This is a genomic window from Nostoc sp. CALU 546, from assembly GCF_048836525.1.
Genome location: NZ_JAWJTF010000091.1, coordinates 17452 through 40478 on the forward strand (window position 1 = coordinate 17452; position 23027 = coordinate 40478).

At 41.5% G+C, this 23027-nt stretch carries 16 protein-coding genes and 1 tRNA gene; 14 read left to right on the forward strand and 3 right to left on the reverse strand.

Annotated elements, in window-relative coordinates; genetic code table 11:
• Positions 1–45 precede the first annotated feature (45 nt).
• The 13 genes from rfbC (at position 46) to RRG12_RS31945 (ending at position 18349) form a co-directional block, all read left to right on the forward strand.
• Positions 46–594, forward strand: coding sequence for a dTDP-4-dehydrorhamnose 3,5-epimerase (rfbC, locus tag RRG12_RS31885; protein ID WP_069071179.1), 549 nt, complete (start codon positions 46–48; stop codon positions 592–594).
• A 56-nt stretch (positions 595–650) separates the two neighbouring features.
• Positions 651–1913, forward strand: coding sequence for a glycosyltransferase (locus RRG12_RS31890; RefSeq protein WP_420761970.1), 1263 nt, complete (start codon positions 651–653; stop codon positions 1911–1913).
• Positions 1914–2022: 109 nt separating this feature from the next.
• Positions 2023–3336, forward strand: a complete 1314-nt coding sequence (locus RRG12_RS31895) for an NAD(P)H-dependent oxidoreductase (RefSeq protein WP_069071177.1) — start codon at positions 2023–2025, stop codon at positions 3334–3336.
• Positions 3337–3705: 369 nt separating this feature from the next.
• Complete coding sequence (locus RRG12_RS31900; RefSeq protein ID WP_420761971.1) at positions 3706–4797, forward strand: glycosyltransferase; 1092 nt, start codon at positions 3706–3708, stop codon at positions 4795–4797.
• A gap of 263 nt (positions 4798–5060) precedes the next feature.
• Entirely contained in the window at positions 5061–7289 is a 2229-nt protein-coding gene (locus RRG12_RS31905; RefSeq protein ID WP_420761972.1) for a GumC family protein, read from the forward strand.
• Positions 7290–7975: 686 nt separating this feature from the next.
• The gene (hepC, locus tag RRG12_RS31910) at positions 7976–8677 is read left to right on the forward strand and encodes a heterocyst development glycosyltransferase HepC (RefSeq protein ID WP_420761973.1); all 702 of its coding nucleotides are present in this window, start codon (positions 7976–7978) and stop codon (positions 8675–8677) included.
• Between the two features lie 177 nt (positions 8678–8854).
• The gene (gene hepA, locus RRG12_RS31915) at positions 8855–10705 is read left to right on the forward strand and encodes a heterocyst formation ABC transporter subunit HepA (RefSeq protein WP_420761974.1); all 1851 of its coding nucleotides are present in this window, start codon (positions 8855–8857) and stop codon (positions 10703–10705) included.
• A 361-nt stretch (positions 10706–11066) separates the two neighbouring features.
• Positions 11067–12227 carry a glycosyltransferase family 4 protein gene (locus RRG12_RS31920; RefSeq protein WP_420761975.1) on the forward strand — a complete coding sequence of 387 codons (1161 nt, stop codon included), beginning with the start codon at positions 11067–11069 and terminating at the stop codon, positions 12225–12227.
• A 65-nt stretch (positions 12228–12292) separates the two neighbouring features.
• Positions 12293–13285: a glycosyltransferase family 2 protein gene (locus RRG12_RS31925; RefSeq protein ID WP_420761976.1), complete on the forward strand. Its 993-nt coding sequence runs from the start codon at positions 12293–12295 to the stop codon at positions 13283–13285.
• A 264-nt stretch (positions 13286–13549) separates the two neighbouring features.
• Entirely contained in the window at positions 13550–14752 is a 1203-nt protein-coding gene (locus RRG12_RS31930; protein WP_069074612.1) for a glycosyltransferase family 4 protein, read from the forward strand.
• A complete protein-coding gene (locus tag RRG12_RS31935) occupies positions 14670–15599 on the forward strand; it encodes a glycosyltransferase family 2 protein (protein ID WP_420761977.1) in 930 nt (309 codons plus the stop codon). The genes RRG12_RS31930 and RRG12_RS31935 overlap by 83 nt, the downstream gene beginning before the upstream one ends.
• Before the next feature lie 103 nt (positions 15600–15702).
• Complete coding sequence (locus RRG12_RS31940) at positions 15703–17145, forward strand: glucose-6-phosphate isomerase (protein WP_069074614.1); 1443 nt, start codon at positions 15703–15705, stop codon at positions 17143–17145.
• 70 nt (positions 17146–17215) lie between these two features.
• The gene (locus tag RRG12_RS31945) at positions 17216–18349 is read left to right on the forward strand and encodes a glycosyltransferase family 4 protein (RefSeq protein ID WP_420761978.1); all 1134 of its coding nucleotides are present in this window, start codon (positions 17216–17218) and stop codon (positions 18347–18349) included.
• A gap of 237 nt (positions 18350–18586) precedes the next feature.
• Here RRG12_RS31945 and RRG12_RS31950 read toward each other — a convergent pair whose 3' ends face one another.
• Together RRG12_RS31950 and RRG12_RS31955 are read right to left on the reverse strand one after the other, a co-directional pair.
• Positions 18587–19804, reverse strand: a complete 1218-nt coding sequence (locus RRG12_RS31950; RefSeq protein WP_420761979.1) for an ABC transporter permease — start codon at positions 19802–19804, stop codon at positions 18587–18589.
• Between the two features lie 18 nt (positions 19805–19822).
• Complete coding sequence (locus RRG12_RS31955; RefSeq protein WP_420761980.1) at positions 19823–21292, reverse strand: efflux RND transporter periplasmic adaptor subunit; 1470 nt, start codon at positions 21290–21292, stop codon at positions 19823–19825.
• 916 nt (positions 21293–22208) lie between these two features.
• On the opposite strand from RRG12_RS31955, the gene RRG12_RS31960 reads away from it, so the two are divergent.
• Complete coding sequence (locus tag RRG12_RS31960) at positions 22209–22370, forward strand: hypothetical protein (protein ID WP_420761981.1); 162 nt, start codon at positions 22209–22211, stop codon at positions 22368–22370.
• 284 nt (positions 22371–22654) lie between these two features.
• Here the strand turns inward: RRG12_RS31960 and RRG12_RS31965 are convergent.
• Positions 22655–22728, reverse strand: a tRNA-Pro gene (locus RRG12_RS31965).
• Between the last annotated feature and the right edge of the window lie 299 nt (positions 22729–23027).

Consider the following 23027-nt stretch of genomic DNA (forward strand, 5'->3'; position numbering starts at 1 on the left):
ATTACTGTTATTTTCTGTACTAAACATTCATCTTAAAGGAATCACATGATTTTCACCGAAACCGCACTCAAAGACGCATTTATTATTGATTTAGAAGAAAAACCAGACCACCGTGGTTTTTTTGCTCGATCTTTCTGCGCTCAAGAATTTGAGGCACACGGATTAAAGCCAACAGTTGCCCAATGCAACCTATCTTTTAACTACAAAAAAGGCACTATCCGGGGAATGCACTATCAAATTCTGCCAGCAGCCGAAACAAAATTAATTCGCTGCACCAAAGGCGCAATCTATGACGTAATTATTGATATGCGTCCTGAATCTCCTACTTTCTTATCACACATCGGTGTAGAACTAACTCCAGAAAACCGCCGCGCCTTGTATGTTCCAGAAATGTTTGCTCACGGTTATCAAGCGCTCACAGATGAAACCGAGGTTGTATATCAAGTGGGTGAATTTTATACGCCAGGGTATGAAAGAGGTTTACGTTATGATGACCCATTTTTTGACATTAATTGGCCTCTAGATGTAACTGAAATTTCCGAGAAAGATTTAAATTGGCCTCTGTTGAGAATGATGACTGTTGGAGCAAAATAGCTGTTTCAATGTTGCAAATACTCTTTGCTTAACTTCACAATTACAAGAGGTATCAAATGCCAAATAATACTCTATCCCATCTGACTACTTCTATCAATTCGTTGTTAAAAAAAGTAGTAACTCGCATTAATTACATCAAAGGCTTAAAGGTTGTTTCACTTAAACCAAACCAGCCTTCTAGAGGGAATGTACTTTTTTCTTACCGGATTGAGCCATTCCTGTTAAAAGCTGGTCAGCCCATACCTCATGACCACACTTGGTATTGGGAGGTTTGGCGGATGGTGCAAACTTTTTTGGATCTTGGTTATAACGTTGATGTTATTCAGTTCTACAATGATGAATTCGTTCCTGAAAAACATTATTCATTTTTCATTGATGTCCGTCACCGGATGCAAGAACTAGCACCAAAACTCAATAGAGATTGTGTGAAAATTTTCCACGTTGACATTGCTAATATGGTGTTTCGTAATGCAGCTGAATGTCATAGACATTTAGAACTACAACAACGGCGAGGAATTACTCTCTCTCCACAGCGATATGAAGTGCCTAATTTGGGAATTGAATATGCCGACTATGGCATAGTTTTAGGTAATGAATTTACCATCAATACTTTCAAATACGCGAATAAACCGATTTATCGTGTACCGCTTTCTAATCCTACTGTCTATCCTTGGCCAGAACAAAAAGATTTTGAAGCCGCAAGAAAACATTTTTTATGGTTTGCTAGTCACGGGTTTGTTCATAAAGGTCTGGATTTAGTTTTAGAAGCATTTGCACAAATGCCAGATTTCCATTTAACAGTTTGTGGACCAATTAAGCAGGAACCAGAATTTGAACAAGCTTTCCATCAAGAGCTTTACGAAACACCAAATATTCATACTTATGGTTGGATTGATGTTACTAGCCCTGAGTTTATAGAAGTTACCAATAGTTGTATTGGTACCGTATTAGTTTCAGCAGCAGAAGGTGGAGCCGGCAGCGTTATCACTTGTATGCATACAGGGTTAATCCCGATAGTCAATTACGAAACTAGCGTTGATGTCCATGAGGATTATGGTGTCCTATTAAAGAATTCTTCGATCGCAGAAATTCAAGCAGCAGTTAGAAGAATTTCTAATTTGCCTGTAGAAGACCTGAAAAGTATGTCTCGGAAGGTGTGGGAATATGTAAGAGCAAATCATACTAAAGAGAATTTTACCCAAGTATACCGAAATACTATAGAGCAAATTCTCGAAAACCACAGCCAGAAAAAACAGACATCTACATCTAGCAAACAACTAGTTAGTAGCGATGCCTCCGGCGGGCTACGCCTACGCTAACACCAATTAACTATGAAAATGTACTTAATATTTAGTTGTAAAAATTATTAAGTGCAAGTTTATAGAGAATTTGTATCACAACCAACAGTTCCAAAAAGGAGTTTAGTTCATGATTATTATCGATCGCGCCTTACAAGCCAGAGCAGCAGCAGGAAATCCTATTAAAGTGGGAATGATCGGTGCTGGTTTCATGGGTAGAGGAATTGCCAACCAAATTGTCAATTCAGTGCCAGGAATGGAGTTAGTTGCTATCTCCAATCGCAAGATTGACGCAGCCAAACAAGCTTATTCGGAAGCCGGAATTGAAGATATTCAAGTTGTTGCAACTGTCAGCGAATTAGAAGATGCGATCGCTAACGGTAAGTATGCAGTCACAGAAGACGCAAAGTTACTGTGTCGGGCAGAGGGCATCGATGCATTAATCGAAGTCACAGGAGCAGTGGAATTTGGCGCTCACATCGTTATGGAAGCGATCGCCCATTGCAAGCATGTGATCATGATGAATGCCGAACTCGACGGCACTATTGGCCCCATCTTGAAAGTGTATGCCGACAAAGCAGGCGTGATTCTCAGCGCTTGCGATGGCGACCAGCCAGGGGTACAAATGAACCTTTACCGCTTTGTCAAAAGCATTGGTTTAACTCCCTTATTGTGCGGTAACATTAAAGGACTCCAAGACCCCTATCGCAATCCCACCACCCAGGAAGGATTTGCTAAACGTTGGGGTCAAAAGCCCCACATGGTGGCTAGCTTCGCCGACGGAACCAAAATTTCCTTCGAGCAAGCGATCGTAGCCAATGCCACAGGGATGAAAGTCGCCAAACGGGGAATGTTGGGATATGACTTCAGCGGTTCTGTCGATGAAATGACCCAGTTATATGATGTTGAACAACTCAAAGAACTAGGCGGCATTGTCGATTATGTAGTTGGAGCAAAACCAGGCCCAGGCGTATATGTATTTGCCACTCACGACGACCCCAAGCAACGCCATTATCTCAACTTATACAAATTAGGCGAAGGCCCACTTTACAGCTTCTATACTCCTTATCACCTCTGTCATTTTGAAGTTCCCCTGTCCGTAGCACGTGCTGTCCTATTCGGTGATGCCGTTATGTCTCCACTAGCAGGCCCGCTAGTAGATGTTGTCACCACCGCCAAAATCGACCTGAAAGCAGGAGAAACCCTGGATGGCATCGGTTACTACATGACCTATGGACAATGTGAAAATTCCAATATCGTCCAACAGCAAAATCTCCTACCGATTGGTTTAGCCGAAGGATGTCGCCTGAAACGAGACATTTCTAAGGATCAAGTCCTCACTTATGAGGATGTAGAATTACCTGAAGGCAGACTTTGCGACCAACTACGAACTGAGCAAAACAACTATTTCGCCTCAGAAAAAATCTTGGTAGCAGTTGGATAATATCGGTTCCAAAAATATTCGCAACAAATAAATTAGCTGTACGCCCCTAATACGGTTTGGATAAGATCCCCCTTAAAAAGGGGGGTGAAAGAATCAGAAAAAGCCCCCCTTTTTAAGGGGGGTTGGGGGGATCTCCAAGTCCTTTACCAACATATTTGTCGCTAGAATTTCGTGAAGAGGATAAGAAGTTATATAGCCGTAGCCACATAGGTTAGGACATTTTGAAAACTCCAAGGCTAGGAATAGTAATACTTTTGCCTCCTGCCTCCTGCCTCCTGCCTTTTGCTATACTGCTGAATACTAAAGTTGTTGATAATAATTTGCTGGGGAGCGTTGAAACAAACCTGATCGAAACTTTAGGTTAAATTCATGAAAATTGCTCTAGTCCACGATTATTTAACCCAGCGAGGTGGGGCAGAGCGTGTGTTTGAACTGCTTTGTAAGCGCTATCCTGAAGCAGATATTTTCACATCTCTGTATGATCCACAAAAAACTATTGATTTAGGCGATCGCATAGTCAACACAACTTTCTTGCAAAAAATTCCTGGTGCAGCAAAATATTTTAGGTCGATGGCTCCTCTATATTTTCCTGCCTTTCGTGCCTTGGATCTGCAAGACTATGATCTAATTATTAGTAGTAGCACCAGCTTCGCCAAAGCTGTGCGAAAAAATCCCAATGCCCGCCACATTTGTTTTTGCCATAACGTCACCCGTTTTTTATGGGATACAGCAACTTATTTAAGAGAGTACGGAGACTATAGATATTTTGCTCCTTTAATCGAACAAGTATTTCAAGTAATGAGAAAGGTAGACCTGAAATATGCCCAGGAACCTGACCTTTACATTGCAAATTCTAGTGTTGTTGCCCGCCGTATTGAAAATATTTATGGCAAAAAGGCAATGATGGTGAACTATCCAATTGATACTAGTAAATTTGTTTTTTCAGATATAAAAGATGAATATTATCTGGCCTCCGCTCGGATGATCAGTTATAAGCGACTTGATATAATAGTCGAAGCTTTTAATTGGTTGGGGTGGCGGTTATTAATATCTGGTGATGGGCCAGAACAAGCACGGTTAAAATCCAAAGCATTACAAAATATTGAATTCTTGGGACACGTAAGTGATAGAACCCGCAAAGACTTGTTTTCCAAAGCCAAGTCTATTATTGTCGCAGCCCTAGAAGATTATGGATTAGTTCCAGTAGAGGCTAATGCTAGCGGCACGCCAGTCATTGCTTATGGAGCAGGTGGAGTATTAGATACTCAAATTCCAGGTGAAACAGGAGTCTTTTTCAAAAGACAAACACCCGAATCTCTCCAAGTTGCATTACTAGAAGCCAATGGCATTTCTTGGGATTACGATCGCATCCGTAATCACGCAGTAGCAAATTTTTCAGAGAATGCCTTCTTTGGTAAAGTTGAGCAAATTGTTAACCAAGCTTGTGGTGTGCATCTTTAGTAATAAATAATTCAGGAGTCAGGAGTCAGGAGTCAGAATTCAGAATGGGCTAAACGCTCCGCTAACAGCATGAACTCTGCCAAATTAGCAAAATCATAGGTTAAATTTACTAGTCTTCAACCAGTGACACATTTAAATTATCTACTGATTACATTCTGACTTCTGAATTCTGAATTCTGAATTCTGAATTCTGAATTCTTCTTTATCTCTTAGCGTAAATCTTGTTGGCGTAGCCTTTCGTAGAAAAGACAAGGATAATAAAAGTGGTTCAAACTAGTCTAAATCCTCAAATAACCCCATCATCTGAAACTGAACCAAGTTACGGACAAATATTTGCCGTATTTATGCGGAGATTTCCTTGGTTCTTAGCAGTATTTGTTGCTTCTGTTGCTATTGCAAGTATGGTAACTTTAAAGACCAAACCTACTTATAGAAGTTCCATGCAACTGTTAGTAGAACCTAACTATCAAGGTAAGACAGAAGGTGCTGGGGTAGATAACCAATTTACTGACTCTAATGTGGTCATAGATACTGCAACTCAGCTTAACTTGATGCAGAGTTCAGGACTCATCCAAAAAGCAGTTGATAAACTTCAGTCTGACTATCCAGATATCAGTGCAGCTGAGATTAAAGCTTCTTTGGTCTTAACTCAATTAAGAAGCAAAGAAGATAATATTGCTACTAAAATATTTCAAGTTGAATACACCGCTGGAGATCCAGAAAAGACACAAAAAGTTCTGGGTGCGATTCGACAAGTTTATGTGGAATATAACAAACAACAACAGACTACGCGTTTGCAAAAAGGTCTGCAAATTATCAGGGAACAGTTAAGTAAAGCCAGTGAAGAAGTAAACGCAGCGGAAACAAATTTACAAAGGTTTCGGAGAAATCAGAACTTAATTGATCCAGAGTCACAGGCGAAAGCTATTGAGACAGCTTTGAACAATATTGGCCAAGAAAGACAGACAACTCGCGCCCAATATGGAGAAGCTTTAGCACGCCAAAAATCTTTAGAAGAACAACTTAATCGTTCTCCCCAAAATGCTCTAGTTGCTTCTCGTCTGAGTCAGTCTACTCGCTACCAAAGCTTACTCAACGAAATCCAAAAAACTGAACTAGCACTAGCACAAGAACGTCTACGCTTTACAGATCAAACTCCGAGTGTGCAAAAGCTCAAAGAACAGCTTCAGGGACAGAAGGAATTATTGCAACAAGAAGTAGGAAGAACTTTAGGCGGAAAGTCTGCTGGTGCTTTCACTTCTGGAGACTCTCTTCTCGAACGAGGACAACTTGGTGAAATTGATCTTAGCCTTGCTGGTCAGTTAGTAGAAACGCAAACTAATATAGTTGCCTTAACTGCTCGTGATCAAACTTTAGTTCAGAAAGAAAACGAGCTACGTTTGGAAATTAAACGCTTCCCGCCTCTGTTGGCTTATTACAATCGGATGCTACCGCAGTTGCAATTTAGTCGTGAAAGGTTAGAGCAGCTTTTAAGAGCAGAACAGCAATTGCGGCAAGAACTTTCCAAGGGTGGATTTAATTGGGAAGTGGTAGAAGATCCCCAACAGGGCACACAATTAGGCCCCAATCTTCAGCAGAATTTGCTGTTAGGTGCTGTGGTTGGGTTAATGTTAGGAGGTATTGCTGCCTTTATTCGGGAATCGGCTGATGATGCAGTTCACACCACTGCTGAGTTGGAGAAGCAAATGGCTATGCCGTTGTTGGGAACAACTCCCAAATTACCGCCAGCCAAACCCAGAGAATCAATGATCAAGTTGCCTTTTGGCAAGCCAGAAGTTCTTGCCCCCTGGACGATTCAGGTATTGCAATCTCCACCGCGCTGGGAATCGCTGGATCTGATTTACAAAAACATTGAACTTTTAAACACTGTTACTAGCTTAAAATCTTTGATGATCACCTCGGCTTTAGCCGATGAGGGTAAATCAGCTTTGGCGTTGGGTTTGGCGATGAGTGCTGCCCGTTTACACAAAAGGGTGTTACTGATTGATGCCAATTTACGCGATCCCAGTCTGCACCACCAACTGAATCTTCCTAATGAGCAGGGGCTTTCAACTCTATTGGCGAGTGATGCAAGTCTACCCAACCAGATTAGTCTGCAATACTCAGGTTCCGCCTACATCGATATTTTGACCGCTGGCCCCAAACCTGCTGACCCAGCTAATCTGTTGAGTTCTCCTCGGATGATGCAATTAATGGCAGCATTTGAGGAAAACTATGATTTGGTACTGATAGATGCTCCCCCAGTTCTCGGTCTGGTGGATGCGATGCTTACCGCCTCATCTTGTCGTAGCGTGGTTATGGTAGCAAGCATTGGTATTGTGACGCGGAGTCAGCTTAATCAAGCGACAGCCATGCTGAGTAAGTTAAATCTGATTGGGGTTGTAGCTAATGGGGTATCAAACTCTAGCAGTAATTACGTACCTTATATCAAACAACAGCAATTAGCCCTGCGACAAGCTGTAGAAAAGTAATTCGTAATTTCTCGTTTCTAGCCTCTGGCTGGAAATGCATTCAAAGCGGCTCTGCCGCGAGTAAGGGAGGCGGAGCCTCTAGGATGGCATTCCCAGTCGGAGACTGGGAACGAGGTAAAAACTACACGTTGTAGGGGCAATTCATGAATTGCCCCTACATTTTTATGACCAAAATTTAATTTTATTGCTATCAGGAAAATTTCAGTATATTTATGCTATCTTTATGGGTTTTCAGAGAAATCACTGGCTCTTTAAAGAGTAAATAAAGAATTTATTTGAGCGATCGCTATTTCTACATAGTCTTATATTCTAGAGATTAAAGCACCTTCATAAAGGCTAGAAGACAAGAGTGGACTGGTTTTGGTAAATCTATCGATACAAGAAACACCTCAGTACGATTAAACGTATATATAGATTTATGGGTAATTTCCCTCTACACATTTCTACTTTCAGTAGTTACCGGAAAAATACCAATTACCCATGAATATTGATAGTAACGTTGATTTGTACACCTCTACACCAGCAGAATTCTGCACGATGTGTGCTTGGCTGAGTGGCAAATAGCAATAGCATATTTTTGCCCTCAATCTTTTTGGACTGACAACAAGATTCGGATTTGGGTCTTTGGCATTGATAGCCTTTGATAACGCCTCAGTAATTCACTCCTGTATAAACCCAAAGACATTATGACAACTTCAATAATTCCAACTCTACAGAATTTATATGATGTAACCCAGGAAAACCAAGATAATCGTGGGTACTGCACACTCCAATGGCGGCGCGGTAAGCTGTTGGTGAAAGTGCCTGGACAAGTTAAACAACCATATCTACCTGCATTAGATAGTAAGCGATCGCTAGTAGAATGCTTACAACATTCTCCTGTAAGTTTGGTGAGCATAGATCCAAAACTGGGTGAAGCTTCGCTCCGGTTTTGGGCAGATGCATGTGAAGAAGCTCAAAAGCCAATATTCCTCAGCATACCCACTGGCAAAAAACTACCCTTCAGACAGTTGCAGCGACTAATTGATTGGATTGCTGCTTTAGGGTTGCTGCTATTACTGAGTCCAGTAATGCTGGGATTGATTGTGTTGATGCAGGTTTACTCACCAGGATCACTTTTTTGTCATGAATGGCGTGTTGGAGAACGGGGTAAACTCTTTCAAGCGATGAGTTTTTGCACGTACAACACCACATCACTAGAGCGTTGGATGAGTAAATACAATCTCAACAATCTGCCACAGTTATTTAATGTGCTGCGGGGTGACATGAGTTTAACCGGCTCTCGTTGTTGGACTTTAGAAGATGCAGTACAGCTAAATAAACTACCAACTTCATGGGAAGTAGAGGCACAGTCTCACCTGTTACATCTGGATAGCCAAACCCTATGAAAAGGAGTCAGAATTCAGAATTCAGAATACCTCAACAGAATCCATTCTGGATTCTGGCTCCTGAATTCTTCTTCGGTAATTGATGATTTCATCTACCGCACTTAGGCGAAAGCAAAAATTGGTTGTGTAGCATCTATAGCGGTCTATCTACTTTGCCAAACTATTATTATAAAATTCATGCATTCCCAACTTCCTCAACAATTCCGTAATTTGCTCAAAGCTACCAGCTTTTGGCAAGAAAACTATTTGATATTGCGAGAATTTAAACACTTTCGCAAAATTGCAATTTTAGCTCTGATATTTTCGATTTTGGCGGCAACTTTTGAAGGTGTGAGTATTGGTTTCTTACTTTCATTTTTGCAAAGCTTAACCAGCCCTAATGCTCAACCTGTCCAAACAGGAATAGAATGGTTTGATATTTGGATTTTGGGAGCCAAGACATCAGCGATTAATCGCCTCTACCGCGTATCTTTGCTGATTTTATTGAGTACTTGGTTACGTGCCACCTTCAATTATTTTTCTCAAGTCTATACTGAATTATCTCAACTACATCTTGCCGACCGCTTACGTAAGCAAATCTTTGAACAGTTACAATCTTTATCGCTAAGTTACTTTGCCAAAACTCGTTCTGGTGAACTAATTAACACAATTACCACAGAAATCGAAAAGATCAGACAGGGTTTCAGTGGCGGTGCTTTTTTAGTAACAAGAGGATTGACAACTCTTGTCTACTTAATATCAATGTTTTTGATATCATGGCAACTGACGCTAATTTCAGCATTACTATTTACACTTTTAGGTGTGGGGTTGTCTAATCTGAACGCTAGAGTCAGAGAATCAAGTTTTGGGATGACAACTGCTAATGCTAATTTTACATCAACAGCCATAGAATTTATTAATGGAATTCGGACTGTTCACACCTGTGGTACTCAAGAATTTGAGCGTCAACGTTACTACAAAGCTAGCGACAAAGTAATAAGTTCTACAACAAAAGTTGTATTTACTTGGACACTTGTGAAGCCAATTGCCGAAGGGGTAGCAACTACGGTATTGGTAGGAATGATTATTTTGGCTTTCACTAGCCTTGTTACCAATGGAACACTACAAGTTGCTTCTTTGTTAACTTTTTTCTTTGTGCTTTTTCGCTTTATTCCCTTCGTTCAAGATATCAATGGGACGAGAGCATATCTCAGTACTTTACATGGTTCGGCAGACAATATTAAAAAGCTGCTGACAACGGAGGAGAAATATTACTTTAAAAATGGCAAAGTTCAGTTTACTGGTTTAAAAAGATCAATAGATTTAGTATCTGTAGATTTTGGCTATGATGATGAAAATCTAGTGCTGCATAATATTACCCTGACTATTGAAAAGGGAAAAATGACAGCATTAGTCGGAGCCTCTGGTGCGGGTAAAACAACTCTTGCGGATTTAATTCCCAGATTTTATAATGCTACAGATGGATATCTGTATATTGATGAAATTGATATCCGGCAGTTTGAAATTAATTCCCTGCGTCGCAAAATAGCTGTTGTTAGTCAAGATACTTTTATCTTCAATACTAATGTTTGGGAGAATATTTCTTACGGGACTTCAGAAGCGACTAATGAGGAAATTCAAGAAGCAGCTAAACTAGCGAATGCACTAGAATTTATTTTAGAAATGCCCGAAGGTTTCAACACCCAATTGGGAGATCGGGGTGTTAGATTATCTGGAGGACAAAGACAGCGAATTGCTATTGCACGAGCTTTACTACGGAACCCCGAAATTTTGATTTTGGATGAAGCAACTAGCGCCTTAGATTCGCTATCTGAGCGGTTAATTCAAGATTCATTAGAAAAGCTATCTGTTGGTAAAACAGTAATTGCGATCGCTCACCGTCTTTCTACCATTTCTAAAGCAGATAAAGTTGTAGTTTTAGAACAGGGACGGATAGTAGAACAAGGTAAGTATCAAGAACTTTTAGAACTCAAAGGTAAGCTTTGGAAATATCATCAAATGCAGTATGAAGTAAGACAATCGGATTAGAAGCAATATCCGATTACCCAAAGACTTGCAACCTATAAATCGGCTGTATATTTCTACAGCCGTATGACCCTAGCTATGTATCTGTAACAGTAATTGGGTGAAATTGTATCGGAGGATGTCTGAAAAGTCGCAAAGTATACTGTGAACCCCTCTCCAAACCTTTCCCCGAAACGGAGAGAGGCTTTGAAACCCCTATTCCCTTGTAGCTATGGGGTTAGGTTTCCGAGGCTTAGATGTTATCAAAAATACTTTTCAGACATCCTCTCGCCAAAAAACAGTATTCTAAAGCCTTATTATCTTTGATAATAAGTTTTTAGCAACTATCAAACTTGGTTAAATATACTAAAAAATAACAGAAAATATGTACCAGAAAATAATTGATCCAGACCTGATTTATCAATGCTCCAATTTTGATGTAGGTGAGGGCGGAGGTGTTGAAACTTATTTAGCTTCTCTATTTGAACATCGACCACACGAAGTTAGCGATCGCGTGATAAAATCGCTCAAGAATATAGATCAAAGCCAGTTTAAACTGTTGCATATCCACAGCCCAGATTTGCTATTGCAGCTTACAGGCGAATGTCCCGCAGTTTTCAGCGTTCATAATCACTCATTCTACTGTCCTAGTGGCACAAAGTATTTAGCGGAGCAGCGGACAATCTGCGATCGCAATTTTTCTTACTTAGGATGTACCTGGGGTAAGTTAATAGATAAATGTGGTAGCCGTAGACCTTTAAGAACTCTTAGAGAACTTCAAAACACTCATCAATTATTAGATTTATTAAAAAAGGTAAAAATTACTTTTATTGCTAATAGCGAATACGTGCGCCAAGAATTAATTCAAAATGGTGTACCCCCTGAACAAACTGTAACACTACACTGTGGTATATCTGTACCGAAAACAGCAACTATACCCCTAAGTTTAGAAGTCCATCAAAATCATAGAATTTTGTTTGCTGGACGAATTGTTTCTGATAAAGGTCTGGAATGGTTACTTAAAACCTTAATACATACAGACCCAAAAATTCAACTTGATATTGCAGGTGAAGGCTGGGAACGACCCCGCTTAGAAAAGTTAGCAAAGACTCTCGGATTGAATCACCGAATTACTTGGCATGGTTGGTGCGATCGCGATAAAATAAATCAACTTTATCAACAGTGTTTTGCAGTCGTTTTTCCTAGTGTTTGGCCTGAACCTGCTGGTCTTGTAACTCTCGAAGCATACTCTCGTTATCGACCTGTAATTGGTAGTGCAGTCGGAGGAATTCCAGAACATTTACGAGATGGAGAAACGGGCATTTTAGTTCCAGGTAATGATATTCAAAAACTGGCTGATGCTATCCATGAGTTGTATAGAGATTATCAAAAAAGCCGCTACATGGGCATACAAGGTCATGCTTTATTGATGAAAGAATTTACAATGGCTGCTCATGTAAATAATCTCCGAACAATTTATGCAAAAACAATAGCTGAATTTCCTTCGAGAGCGAAAAGGTTATATAGCATTCCTCAAGCTAAATAATCTGAGTTCGCTAAAAATATCAATTAGTGCAATCTTCTACTTAGAAAAAATCAAGGGAGAACAATATGTCATTGCAGCAAGAATGCGAACCACCTTTAGTTAGCGTGATTATTCCCACCTATAATCGTTCAGAGTATCTTAAGCTAGCGATCGCTAGTGCTGTAAACCAAACTTATCAAAATATCGAAATTATTATTTCTGATAATTGTAGTCCAGAAAATCCTCAATCACTTGTCGAATCTTTTGGTGATTCACGCATCAGATTTTGGCGACATCAGGAAAATGTGGGTATGCTTGCTAATCAGCAGCATGGCTTTAAGATGGCGCGAGGTAAATATGTTGCTAGTCTCCATGATGATGATATTTGGAATAAAGATTTTTTAGCAAAGTTAGTACCACTACTGGAAGCAAACTCTGAGTTAGTTATCGCTTTTTGCGACCAATATATTATAGATGCATCTGGGAAAATTAATAAAATTGGAACCGAAGAAAATACACGCGGTTACAAACGGGACAAACTAGCAAAAGGAATTCATCAATCTTTTTATAAAATTGGATTGATAGATAAAAGCATACCTACTGCTGCATCTTGTGTAATTCGCAATAATTTTATTGATTGGGATAGCATTCCCTCAGAAGTTGGCGGGATGTGGGATTTATATTTAACTTATCTATGCTGTATATCTGGTGGTAGCGCTTATTACTATCCCGAAAGATTGACGCAATATCGCGCCCATGAGCAAACTGATACTATGCTCAGTGGTAGTCGAGATGTACAGGCAAAAATTCGCAAAGCTAAAAGCGAAATGTTTTGTTATCAAGTCTTTATGGAAGACCCTCGCTTACAGCACTTTAAGACGTACTTTCAACGTAAATGGTTAGAAGCTAACACTACTTTGGGAATCGGTTTGCTGCGAAGTGAACAGATAGCCGCAGCCCGTCCTTATTTTTGGCAAGCGCTGCATCAACAAAAATTTAATGCACGAACTATAGCGGCACTTACTCTTAGTTTCACTCCGCGAGTTGTGGCAAGTAAGTTAATCAAAATGCCGAAATAATAGAGCAATCATATCTAAGAGGATATTTGCAAAGTGTCTGTAACTTTAGGCACTTTTGATCCTCTCTAACCCCGTTAAAAAGGGCTAATTACCCCCCTTAATCCCCCCTTATAAAGGGGGGAAAAAGAAATCTATTTAGTTCCCTCCCCTTTATAAGGGGAGGGTTAGGGTGGGGTAAAACCTTGATTAATCAGCAGAGACAGAGAAAATAAAAATCTTATTTTGCGTCTTGGCGTGAGTTGATATTACTAAGGAAAATAGAGTATGAAACTTTGTATTGTTACTCATAAAATCAAAAAAGGTGATGGTCAGGGGCGGGTAAACTATGAAGTTGCTAATGAAGCAATTCGTCGTGGTCATGAACTGACATTATTAGCTAGTGAAGTCGCTCCAGAACTAGAAGACAATAGCCAAGTTAATTGGATTAAAATTCCAGTCAAAGGCTATCCCACAGAATTTGTGCGTAATTTCGTATTTGCTCAAAAAAGTGCAGATTGGTTACGTCAACATCGCTCTGAGATTGATTTAGTTAAAGTCAATGGAGCAATTAATCTGGCTGCGGCTGATGTGAATGCTGTACATTTTGTCCACAGTTCATGGTTGCGATCGCCTGTTCATATTTCCCGCAACCGCCGAGACTTATATGGTTTCTACCAATGGCTGTTTACGGCTTTTAATGCCCATTGGGAAAAACGGGCTTTCCAAAAAGCACAGGTTGTTGTGGCTGTATCAGAAAAAATCGGTCACGAATTAGTCAATATTGGTGTACCCCGTTCTCGGATTCGCGTAATTGTCAATGGCGTAGACTTAGAAGAGTTTACCCCTGGCCAAAGCGACCGCCAAAAATTAGGTTTACCGGAAAACGTCACCCTAGCATTGTTCGCTGGAGATATCCGCACGCCCAGAAAGAACTTAGATACCATACTGCACGCCTTGGTGAAAGTTCCCGATTTACATCTGGCGGTAGTGGGTTACATCGAAGGTAGTCCCTTCCCTCAACTAGCGGCTTCTTTGGGGTTAAGCGATCGCGTGCATTTTGTCGGATATCGTCGTGATATCCCCGAAATTATGCGGTCAGTAGATTTATTTGTTTTTCCTTCCCGATATGAAGCTTGTAGCCTCGTATTGTTAGAAGCACTTTCTTCAGGACTACCAGTAATTACTGCCACAGCTACCGGAGGCGCAGAGTTGGTGACACCAGAATGTGGCATCGTCTTACCCGACTCAGATGATATTGATGCTTTAGCTGTGGCGCTGATGTCTTTGGTGAACGATGTCCCATTGATGCAGCAAATGAGCAAAGCAGCTCGTTCTGTGGCAGAACAACATAGCTGGATTACTATGGCACAAACTTATGTGGATCTATTCGAGGAGTTAAGCAAGAATGCGGAACACTGTTCTGATACCGACTTATCGCCGTCCACAAGACCTATCACGTTGCCTTTTGGCGCTACAGGAGCAAATTAAACCCGTTGATCAGGTGATAGTGGTTGTCCGCGACACGGATGCAGAAACTTGGCAATTCCTGGCGCAATTAAACGCGCCCAACTTGCCACTGCATACTGTGAAAGTGACACAACCGGGAGTAGTAGCAGCCCTCAACGCCGGATTGGCAGCAGTAGAAGGCGATATTGTTTCTATTACTGATGATGATGCCGCACCTCACCCAGATTGGTTAGAGCGGATCGCCGCTTACTTTACCTCAGATAGTCGCCTCGGCGGTCTGGGAGGGCGTGATTGGATACACCACGGCAGCAAATTAGAAGACGCATCCCGCCCAGTAGTCGGACAGTTGCAGTGGTTTGGGCGAGTGATTGGCAACCATCACCTGGGAGTGGGAGAACCGCGCGAAGTCGATATTCTCAAAGGCGTAAACATGAGTTTTCGTAAAGAGGCAATCGGACAATTACGCTTTGACGAGCGGATGCGTGGTACTGGAGCGCAAGTACACTTTGAAATGGCATTTACTCTCGCATTAAAGCGAGCTGGTTGGAAGATAATTTATGATCCTAACGTTGCTGTAGATCACTATCCAGCACAACGTTTTGATGAAGATCAGCGCAATAACTTTAATGAAATTGCCTTTATTAATTTAGTCCATAATGAAACCTTAGTTTTATTAGAGCATTTGCCATTTATCCGCCGAATTGTATTTTTATTCTGGGCAATATTCGTGGGTACATGCGATAGTTTGGGCTTCGTACAATGGTTGAGATTTTTACCTAGTCAAGGGCAGTTGGCGGGGAAAAAATTGCTAGCATCTTGGCGGGGACGTTGGCAAGGATATAAAGAATTTGTAATTCGTAATTCGTAATTCGTAATTAAAAAAGAAGTTTGTAGTAAGGACTTTAGTCCTTATTTTTTAAGCACTAAAGTGCTTACTACAAACCTTTGGTAAATCCAAAATCTAAAATTGAATGAATTCTAGACAGATACTTTTTAATAGTTTTTCACAAGAAAACTATTCTCCCCAAGAGCGATCGCTACAGGGTTGGATGGCGATCGCAGGTTTTCTATTACTGACTGTAGTTTGCTATTTTGCTGGGGCTACTGCTGCATTACGCCTAATTTATCCAGTGACAGCTTTAGTAGTAGCCGTGTTTTTATACTTGCGGCATCCCATTCTCTACATCAGCTTTACCTGGTGGATCTGGTTTCTTACGCCCTTAGCTACCCGCTTAGTTGACTATCGAGTTGGTTGGGATGCTAGCCGTCAAATGCTCATAGCACCCTATTTAGTGGTGTTTGTCACCATAGCAACTTTTTTACGACACCTTCCCCGCGCCTCTCGCCAAGGGGGATTACCCTTTGTTTTGGCTTTTATTGGAGTGTTCTATGGTTTTCTGGTAGGTCTGATTTATAACCCACCTATCCCTGTAGCCCGCGGTTTATTGGATTGGCTCAGTCCGATCATCTTCGCTTTTCACTTATTTACTAATTGGCGAGATTATCCCAGCTATCGCCAGAATATTCAGCGGACATTCCTCTGGTGTGTGTTGATTTTAGGGGCTTATGGCGTATACCAATTCGTGGTAGCTCCAGAGTGGGACAGATATTGGCTCATTGAATCAAAATTATTTACCAGTTCTGGAAACCCCGTACCTTTCGGGATGCGCGTCTGGAGTACATTGCACTCAGTCGGCCCCTTTGGTGCTGTTATGCAAGCTGGGTTACTGTTGTTATTTACTAGTTCAGGAAACTTAATTTTTCCTGCTTCAGCTGTTGGTTACTTGTCTTTTTTATTGACACAAGCACGTACTAATTGGGGAGGTTGGTTATTTGGAGTAATTATGATTATGGGTTCAGTCAAAACCCGAATTCAAATGCGCTTAATTGGCATAATCGTGGTGATGGCAATTTGTGTTGTGCCATTGACAACTATCGAGCCAATTGCTGGGGTTGTAGCAACGCGTTTGGAAACTTTGTCTAGTCTTGAAGATGATGGCAGCTTTCAAGATAGATCGGGAAGTTATGACAAAAATCTTGGTTTAGCCCTTTCTAATGGTTTAGGTAATGGGTTAGGAAATATTTGGAAAGTCAATGAAAAAACTGGTCAAATTGAAGTAGTGGTGATTGACAGTGGCATTTTAGATATGTTTTTCACTCTTGGTTGGTTTGGAGCCATTTTTTATATGGGTGGATTAATTTTTTTAATTATTAGTGTCAGCAAATATGGTGAAGGTCGTTTTGATAGTTTTATCAGTGCTGCCCGCGCCATCGGTATTAGTTCTGCTACTCAGCTAGTTATTGGTAGTGGGATGTTAAGCGTCGCAGGGATGATTCTTTGGGGATTTTTAGCTATGGCTATGGCGGGACATAAATATTATCAACATCAAAATAATTCGTTAAGTGGTCATTAGTCATTTGTCATTTGTCATTGGATTTTGTTAAAAGACGAAACTTATAACTTAAATAGGAATGATATAGATTATGAAAGTAATTATTGTAATGCCGCTGGCTGAACAACGAGGTGGCGGTGAAATGATGCTTTGGGACTTGGTGAAGCAGGGACGTAATGTCGGTGTTGAGTGGCTGGTGATATTTTTGGAAAACGGCCCGATGGTCGAACAAGTAAAGTCTCTTGGTATTGATGCGCGAGTTGTGGAAAGTGGACGTTTACGCCAAATCCACCGTTTTATTGGTGCTGTTTTTCGGATAGCTGCGATCGCACGCCGCGAACGTGCAGATATAATTGTCAATTGGATGTGGATCACGCATATATCTGGAGGTTTGGCGGCAATGCTGGCGGGCTTACCTGCTATATGGTATCAACTAGAAGTACCTAGTGATAAGACTTGGTTGGTACGATTCGCTACTTTAATCCCAGCGCGGGCAATTATCACTCTTTCTCAAGATGGTAAGCAAGCACAGGCAGAAATTTGGCCCCACAGGCCAACACCTTTGGTTTACCCTGGTGTCGCATTAGACCGATTTGAGCCTAATGCTTTACCAACTCCAGAAGAAGCACGCCGGAAACTGGGCTTACCTTTACACGGGCCGTTGATTGGAATTGTTGGGCGATTGCAACGATGGAAGGGAATGCACGTATTGGTGCAAGCAATGCCCAAAATTTTACAGAAGTATCCCGATGCCCATTGTGTTGTGGTTGGCGGTAAGCATGATTTGGAGCCGGATTATGAGGACTTCTTAAAAGCCGAAATCGCAACCTTGGGCTTGAAAGAGCAAGTAATTATGGCTGGGCTACAACGTAATATCCCGGAGTGGGTGCAGGCGATGGATGTATTCGTTCATGCATCGGATAAAGAGCCGTTTGGGATTGTGATTATTGAGGCGATGGCGTTGGGTAAACCTGTGATTGCTGGAGATGCAGGCGGCCCGACAGAGATTATTACCGATGGGATGAATGGACTATTAACACCTTACGGCGATGCAGATAAATTAGCGATCGCAATTCTCCGCTATCTTGACGAACAAGAATTTGCCCAGAGTGCGGGAGTAGCCGCCAGACAACGCGCCCTCGATTTTTCAACGCAGAATTATGCCCAAAATTTTATTAATGCAATTCGTTCTGCAATGCCTAGCACTCTATCGCAAAAGTTTTAATACTTGTCGTAAACAGTGCTGAGTGCGATTATTAATTTTAGGACTAGCCCTTTCAAGGTGACCAACGAAGATACGTTGTTTCAATGCTAGCATCTTGAATCCTCCGCCCAAATTTTGAGCTTTTTGAAGGTTGAAATCACCCAATCTTCGTTCCAAATTTCATCACCTTGAAAGGGCTAGTCCTAAATTTATTTTTACTAATTACTCATTACTCATTACTCATTACTCATTACTCAACTAAGCACTTCTCAAAGCCACAATGGGGTCGAGTTTAGCAGCGCGACGTGCAGGAACAACGCCAAAAAATAAACCAATACCTCCAGAGACACCAACTGCCATAGTAATCGCTACAGGAGAAAGACTCGCTTCTAAAGGTGTCAAGGCTCCCACTAATAGGATGCCACTAATACCAACCGCAGTCCCAACTAAACCGCCAGCTGCGGAAACTATCACTGCCTCAATGATGAACTGTAGCAAAATATCTTGCTCAGTTGCCCCGATCGCTTTTCGCAATCCGATTTCTTGGGTGCGTTCGGTGACGGAAACTAGCATAATATTCATGATGCCGATGCCGCCAACAAATAACGATATGCCTGCGATCGCAGCTAGCATAATTGTCAATGCACCTGTAATTTGACCGACAGTTTGCAAAGCATCTTTCTGGGTGCGAAGAGTAAAGTCATCTTCACCATTAATTTTGTGCCGTAGACGCAGCAAATTAGTAATTTGAAATTCTGCTGCATCTACGCTCTCGGAATCACGAGCGGCAGCAACAAGATAATCTAAAGCAATACCATAAGGAGAATTCTTTCCCACAAGTCGGTTTGCTGAAGTCGTAATCGGTATTAAAGCAGCATCATCATAATCTGCTCCCACGCTGGAACCTTTGGCTATTAGCGTCCCAATCACTTGAAAACTGGTATTTCCAACTCGCAATTGCTGTCCTATCGGGTTACTACTGCCAAATAGTTTTTCTGCCAAGTCTCCACCCAGCACTACAACTTGGTTACTTCGCTTGATGTCTACCTCAGAGAAAAACCTACCTTTGGCAGTTTCAAAATCCCGCACTGATAGGAAGCTGGGAGTTGTGCCAATGATGTTGACATCGGTGTTTTTATTGCGGTATGTAACTACCTGTCTTCTGTTTAACTCTGGCGCAACTCCTACTACTGTTGGTACTTGAGAAGCGATCGCTTCCGCATCTTGCAACACCAGAGTTTTTGGCACTTCAAAGGATATCCGCTGAGTTTCTCGATTACCTGGCAGTACAAATAGCACATTTGGCCCTAGTGACTCCAGCTGTTTATTAACGAACTTTTGCCCACCTTCGCCAATCCCAATCATGGCAATCACTGAGGCGTTGCCAATAACTATACCCAACATAGTGAGGGCGCTACGCAGCTTATTCGATAGCAGAGTTTTCCCCGCCATTTGGACACTTTCTAAAAAATTCATATCTTAAACAATTACGAATTACGAATTATTCTGTTCTTTCGCTTTTTCAATTTTGTAGTCTTTAGGTGGGTTCACAAAAACGCGATCGCCTTCTTTAATTCCCCCTAAAATCTGAGTTTGATTTTGAATTTGCGCCCCAATTGTAACTTCGCGGAACTGGGGTTTATTGTTTGCATCTGGTATGAGTACCCCAGTTTGACCCTTTTCGGTGACGATTGACACCGTTGGTAACACTAAGGCATTATTAACGCGATCGCCTAAGAAAGTCAGATCCACATTTAGGCCAGAACGCAGCTCATCTGTCCCAGTATCGAGAGCAACCCGCACCTGGAAGGATGTTACACCTTGTTCCACCACTGCTTCGGGAGCAATCAGGCGCACTTTACCTTTAAAAACTTGATCGGGATAAGCGTCGGCGACAATTTCCACTTGCTGTCCCTGCTTAATTCTGCCAATATCGGCTTCGGGAACTTGAGCTAATACTTCTAAACCCCTTGCTACAGCCACAATTGAACTGGAAGTTGCCGACGCACTAGCAGAAGCAGAAGTTGTGGGTGTGACAAACGCCCCTGGATCAGCATACTTTTGGGTAACAATTCCCGAAAGAGGAGCGCGAATAATAGTCTCATCTAACTGCACTTGCACACCCTTCAATTGAGCCTCAGCGGATGCAACAGCGGCTTGACGCTGGACAATTTCTTCAGAACGGGTGCCATCTTCTAACAGTACCAATGCTGCTCGCGCTTCATTCACAGCGGCTTGACGTTGGTCGATTTCCTCAGTCCTAGTGCCACTTTGGACTAACGACAATCGTTTTTTAGCTTCTTCTAGACTAGCTCTAGCACTTTTGTCGTCGCTGATGGCTTGATCGAGTAATTGTTTTCTCTCTGCTCCCTCTTTATATAAGTATTGATAACGCTTTACCTGTTCACCGGTGTAATTCACCCTTGCTTGAGCCGCATCCACTTGTGATTGAGATTGAGCAATCTCTTGAGGACGATTACCAGCCTTAGCCGCAGCTAGTTGAGCTTGAGCTTGTGCTAATCGCGCCCTAGCTTGAGCGATTTCTTGAGGACGACTACCAGCAACAGCTTGGGCTAGCTGTGCTTGACTTTGGGCTAAGTTGGCACGGTACTGGCTCCTTTGAGCTTCGATGCTGGCACTATCCATCCGGGCGAGAATTTGCCCTTGTTGAATGCGATCGCCTTGTTCCACGTATAATTGCGACAGCACACCGGGGTTCTTCGGACTAATATTTACGCTTTGAACTGGTACGACTTTGCCACTAGCTGTAATCCGCAATGTCACATTTTGTGCTGCCACTGGCACTGTTAATTGAGCAATATCTTCTTTGTTTGTCCCTTGATTTACCAAGGTATAGGTTGTAACTGTAGCCACAACCAAAGCACCCCCTGCCATCAGCCCCATCAGCCAACGTAATGGATACTTAACTTTGCCAATAACTGGAATTTCTATGTGCGTAGCCATATTAAAGAAGCCTGTAAATCTTGCTATATAAGAGTAGCCTTTAGTTAGATGAAAAGTTGAAAATATGGAGTTGTTAAAGCTTTAGGATTAAATTTTTATGAGTGAAGAAACAATTAGACGCATAGTGTGCTTCATAATTGCTTAATCTTCCTTCATACTAGGCATTAGTATTTCTGTATGTCTTCACCTGAATGGGTGACTTTAGCCACAATGTATTAGTGCAATCCTGAACCATTCGCGAGATTCTACGGCTTGCAATTCTCACCAATCAAATAGGATTGCTATGGTGCAACTAGGCATTGTAGCGCTTCTGGGTTGAGTCCAATACAGACCTAACCCCCAGCCCGGATTATAGTGTGGGAGGTTTGTTACTTTTTTCTATCTCCCCACACTCCCCACTCCCCACTCCCCATTCCAAACCGATTTGTAATTATTACTGAAATTTGGTTAATAACCAAGCACCAACTTGACTTTGATTTATTTGACGAGTCTGCCATAATGCATCGTTTAATAAAGAAATTGCTAATCCGCTTAATACCTTGGTTTTCAATAGCAATGCTATCCAGGTATCTGTTGCTAGTTCGGTCTGTAATTCGCTTATAACATTGCGAAAGAGGAACTTTAACAACGATCATACAAGTTTCATTTTCCAACACTAAACGACTGTAGCCATGCAGTCCAGAAATTTATGATGCTGTGGGCAAGCAACATAGATGCTTAAACTTGATCTACTACTGTAAAACTAGTACATCGTGGCGAAAGTTTTCCGCCATATTTTTCTGTATTTGATTCCCAATTATGGAAATAAACGAATGGTTTAAGTAAATATTCTTCAAACGTATCTGCTCGGTAAATCGGGGTAGAAAGAAAAAATCGGAATGTAGATTGGTACATACGGCGTTATCAAATATGACACATGACGCAAAAACCATCTGCTAAGAACTTAGTATTTGAAGTGCTGCAAACCATCGACACCAAAGAGATTGCAGATGAATCAATGCGTCGGACAGTAGAAATATTACTCAACTTGATAGAGCAGCAACAAGTAGAAATCAAAGAGCTACAGTCAGAAAACTAAAAACTGCGGGACGAAAACAACCTTTTCTTTTGGGCGAAGAAGGTAAACCAGACATAAAAGCCAATAAGAAGAAAGGGTTTAAAAACGACCACTTATCATAAAAAGAGCGAAAAACTCCAACAGAACATCATAAAAACCGAGCTTGAGTTTATCCTCAATTCGTTTACATACGAGTTATTAGAGGCTTTCAACATCCCAACAAAATGGATTATAATCGACTTTAAAAAACAGCCAGCGCGACACTAATTTGCAAAAAACGACATTAATTTGCGAAAGTACAAAAATCGGGATGACTGGATTCGAACCAGCGGCCCCTTCGTCCCGAACGAAGTGCGCTACCAAGCTGCGCCACATCCCGCCATAAAAATGGCATTGTAAATTAACAATATCACAACCTGCGGCAAATAGCAGAATTACATCTATATATATAGGACTCATATTTGATTTCTGAAAAAACTCAGTACAACTAAGAAGCCTTCTTGACTATTGCCTATTGCCTATTGCCTGCCTACGCAAATTAGTTCAGAAATCAAAGCGGATTCCTATATATATGATCACTTCATCCAAGGGTTTGCTTGCTACGATTGAATTTGTATAACTCTAATGGTAAAAGCGGATTGTGACTGTAAAACCAGACTGGTTGCGGGTGAAAGCACC

What these genes read in the sequence shown, in the direction of transcription:
- rfbC (WP_069071179.1), top strand. Translation starts at nt 46, where the DNA reads ATGATTTTCACCGAAACCGCACTCAAAGACGCATTTATTATTGATTTA.
- RRG12_RS31890 (WP_420761970.1), top strand. Translation starts at nt 651, where the DNA reads ATGCCAAATAATACTCTATCCCATCTGACTACTTCTATCAATTCGTTG.
- RRG12_RS31895 (WP_069071177.1), top strand. Translation starts at nt 2,023, where the DNA reads ATGATTATTATCGATCGCGCCTTACAAGCCAGAGCAGCAGCAGGAAAT.
- RRG12_RS31900 (WP_420761971.1), top strand. Translation starts at nt 3,706, where the DNA reads ATGAAAATTGCTCTAGTCCACGATTATTTAACCCAGCGAGGTGGGGCA.
- hepC (WP_420761973.1), top strand. Translation starts at nt 7,976, where the DNA reads ATGACAACTTCAATAATTCCAACTCTACAGAATTTATATGATGTAACC.
- hepA (WP_420761974.1), top strand. Translation starts at nt 8,855, where the DNA reads ATGCATTCCCAACTTCCTCAACAATTCCGTAATTTGCTCAAAGCTACC.
- RRG12_RS31920 (WP_420761975.1), top strand. Translation starts at nt 11,067, where the DNA reads ATGTACCAGAAAATAATTGATCCAGACCTGATTTATCAATGCTCCAAT.
- RRG12_RS31925 (WP_420761976.1), top strand. Translation starts at nt 12,293, where the DNA reads ATGTCATTGCAGCAAGAATGCGAACCACCTTTAGTTAGCGTGATTATT.
- RRG12_RS31930 (WP_069074612.1), top strand. Translation starts at nt 13,550, where the DNA reads ATGAAACTTTGTATTGTTACTCATAAAATCAAAAAAGGTGATGGTCAG.
- RRG12_RS31935 (WP_420761977.1), top strand. Translation starts at nt 14,670, where the DNA reads ATGCGGAACACTGTTCTGATACCGACTTATCGCCGTCCACAAGACCTA.
- RRG12_RS31940 (WP_069074614.1), top strand. Translation starts at nt 15,703, where the DNA reads ATGAATTCTAGACAGATACTTTTTAATAGTTTTTCACAAGAAAACTAT.
- RRG12_RS31945 (WP_420761978.1), top strand. Translation starts at nt 17,216, where the DNA reads ATGAAAGTAATTATTGTAATGCCGCTGGCTGAACAACGAGGTGGCGGT.
- RRG12_RS31950 (WP_420761979.1), bottom strand. Translation starts at nt 19,804, where the DNA reads ATGAATTTTTTAGAAAGTGTCCAAATGGCGGGGAAAACTCTGCTATCG.
- RRG12_RS31955 (WP_420761980.1), bottom strand. Translation starts at nt 21,292, where the DNA reads ATGGCTACGCACATAGAAATTCCAGTTATTGGCAAAGTTAAGTATCCA.
- RRG12_RS31960 (WP_420761981.1), top strand. Translation starts at nt 22,209, where the DNA reads ATGACGCAAAAACCATCTGCTAAGAACTTAGTATTTGAAGTGCTGCAA.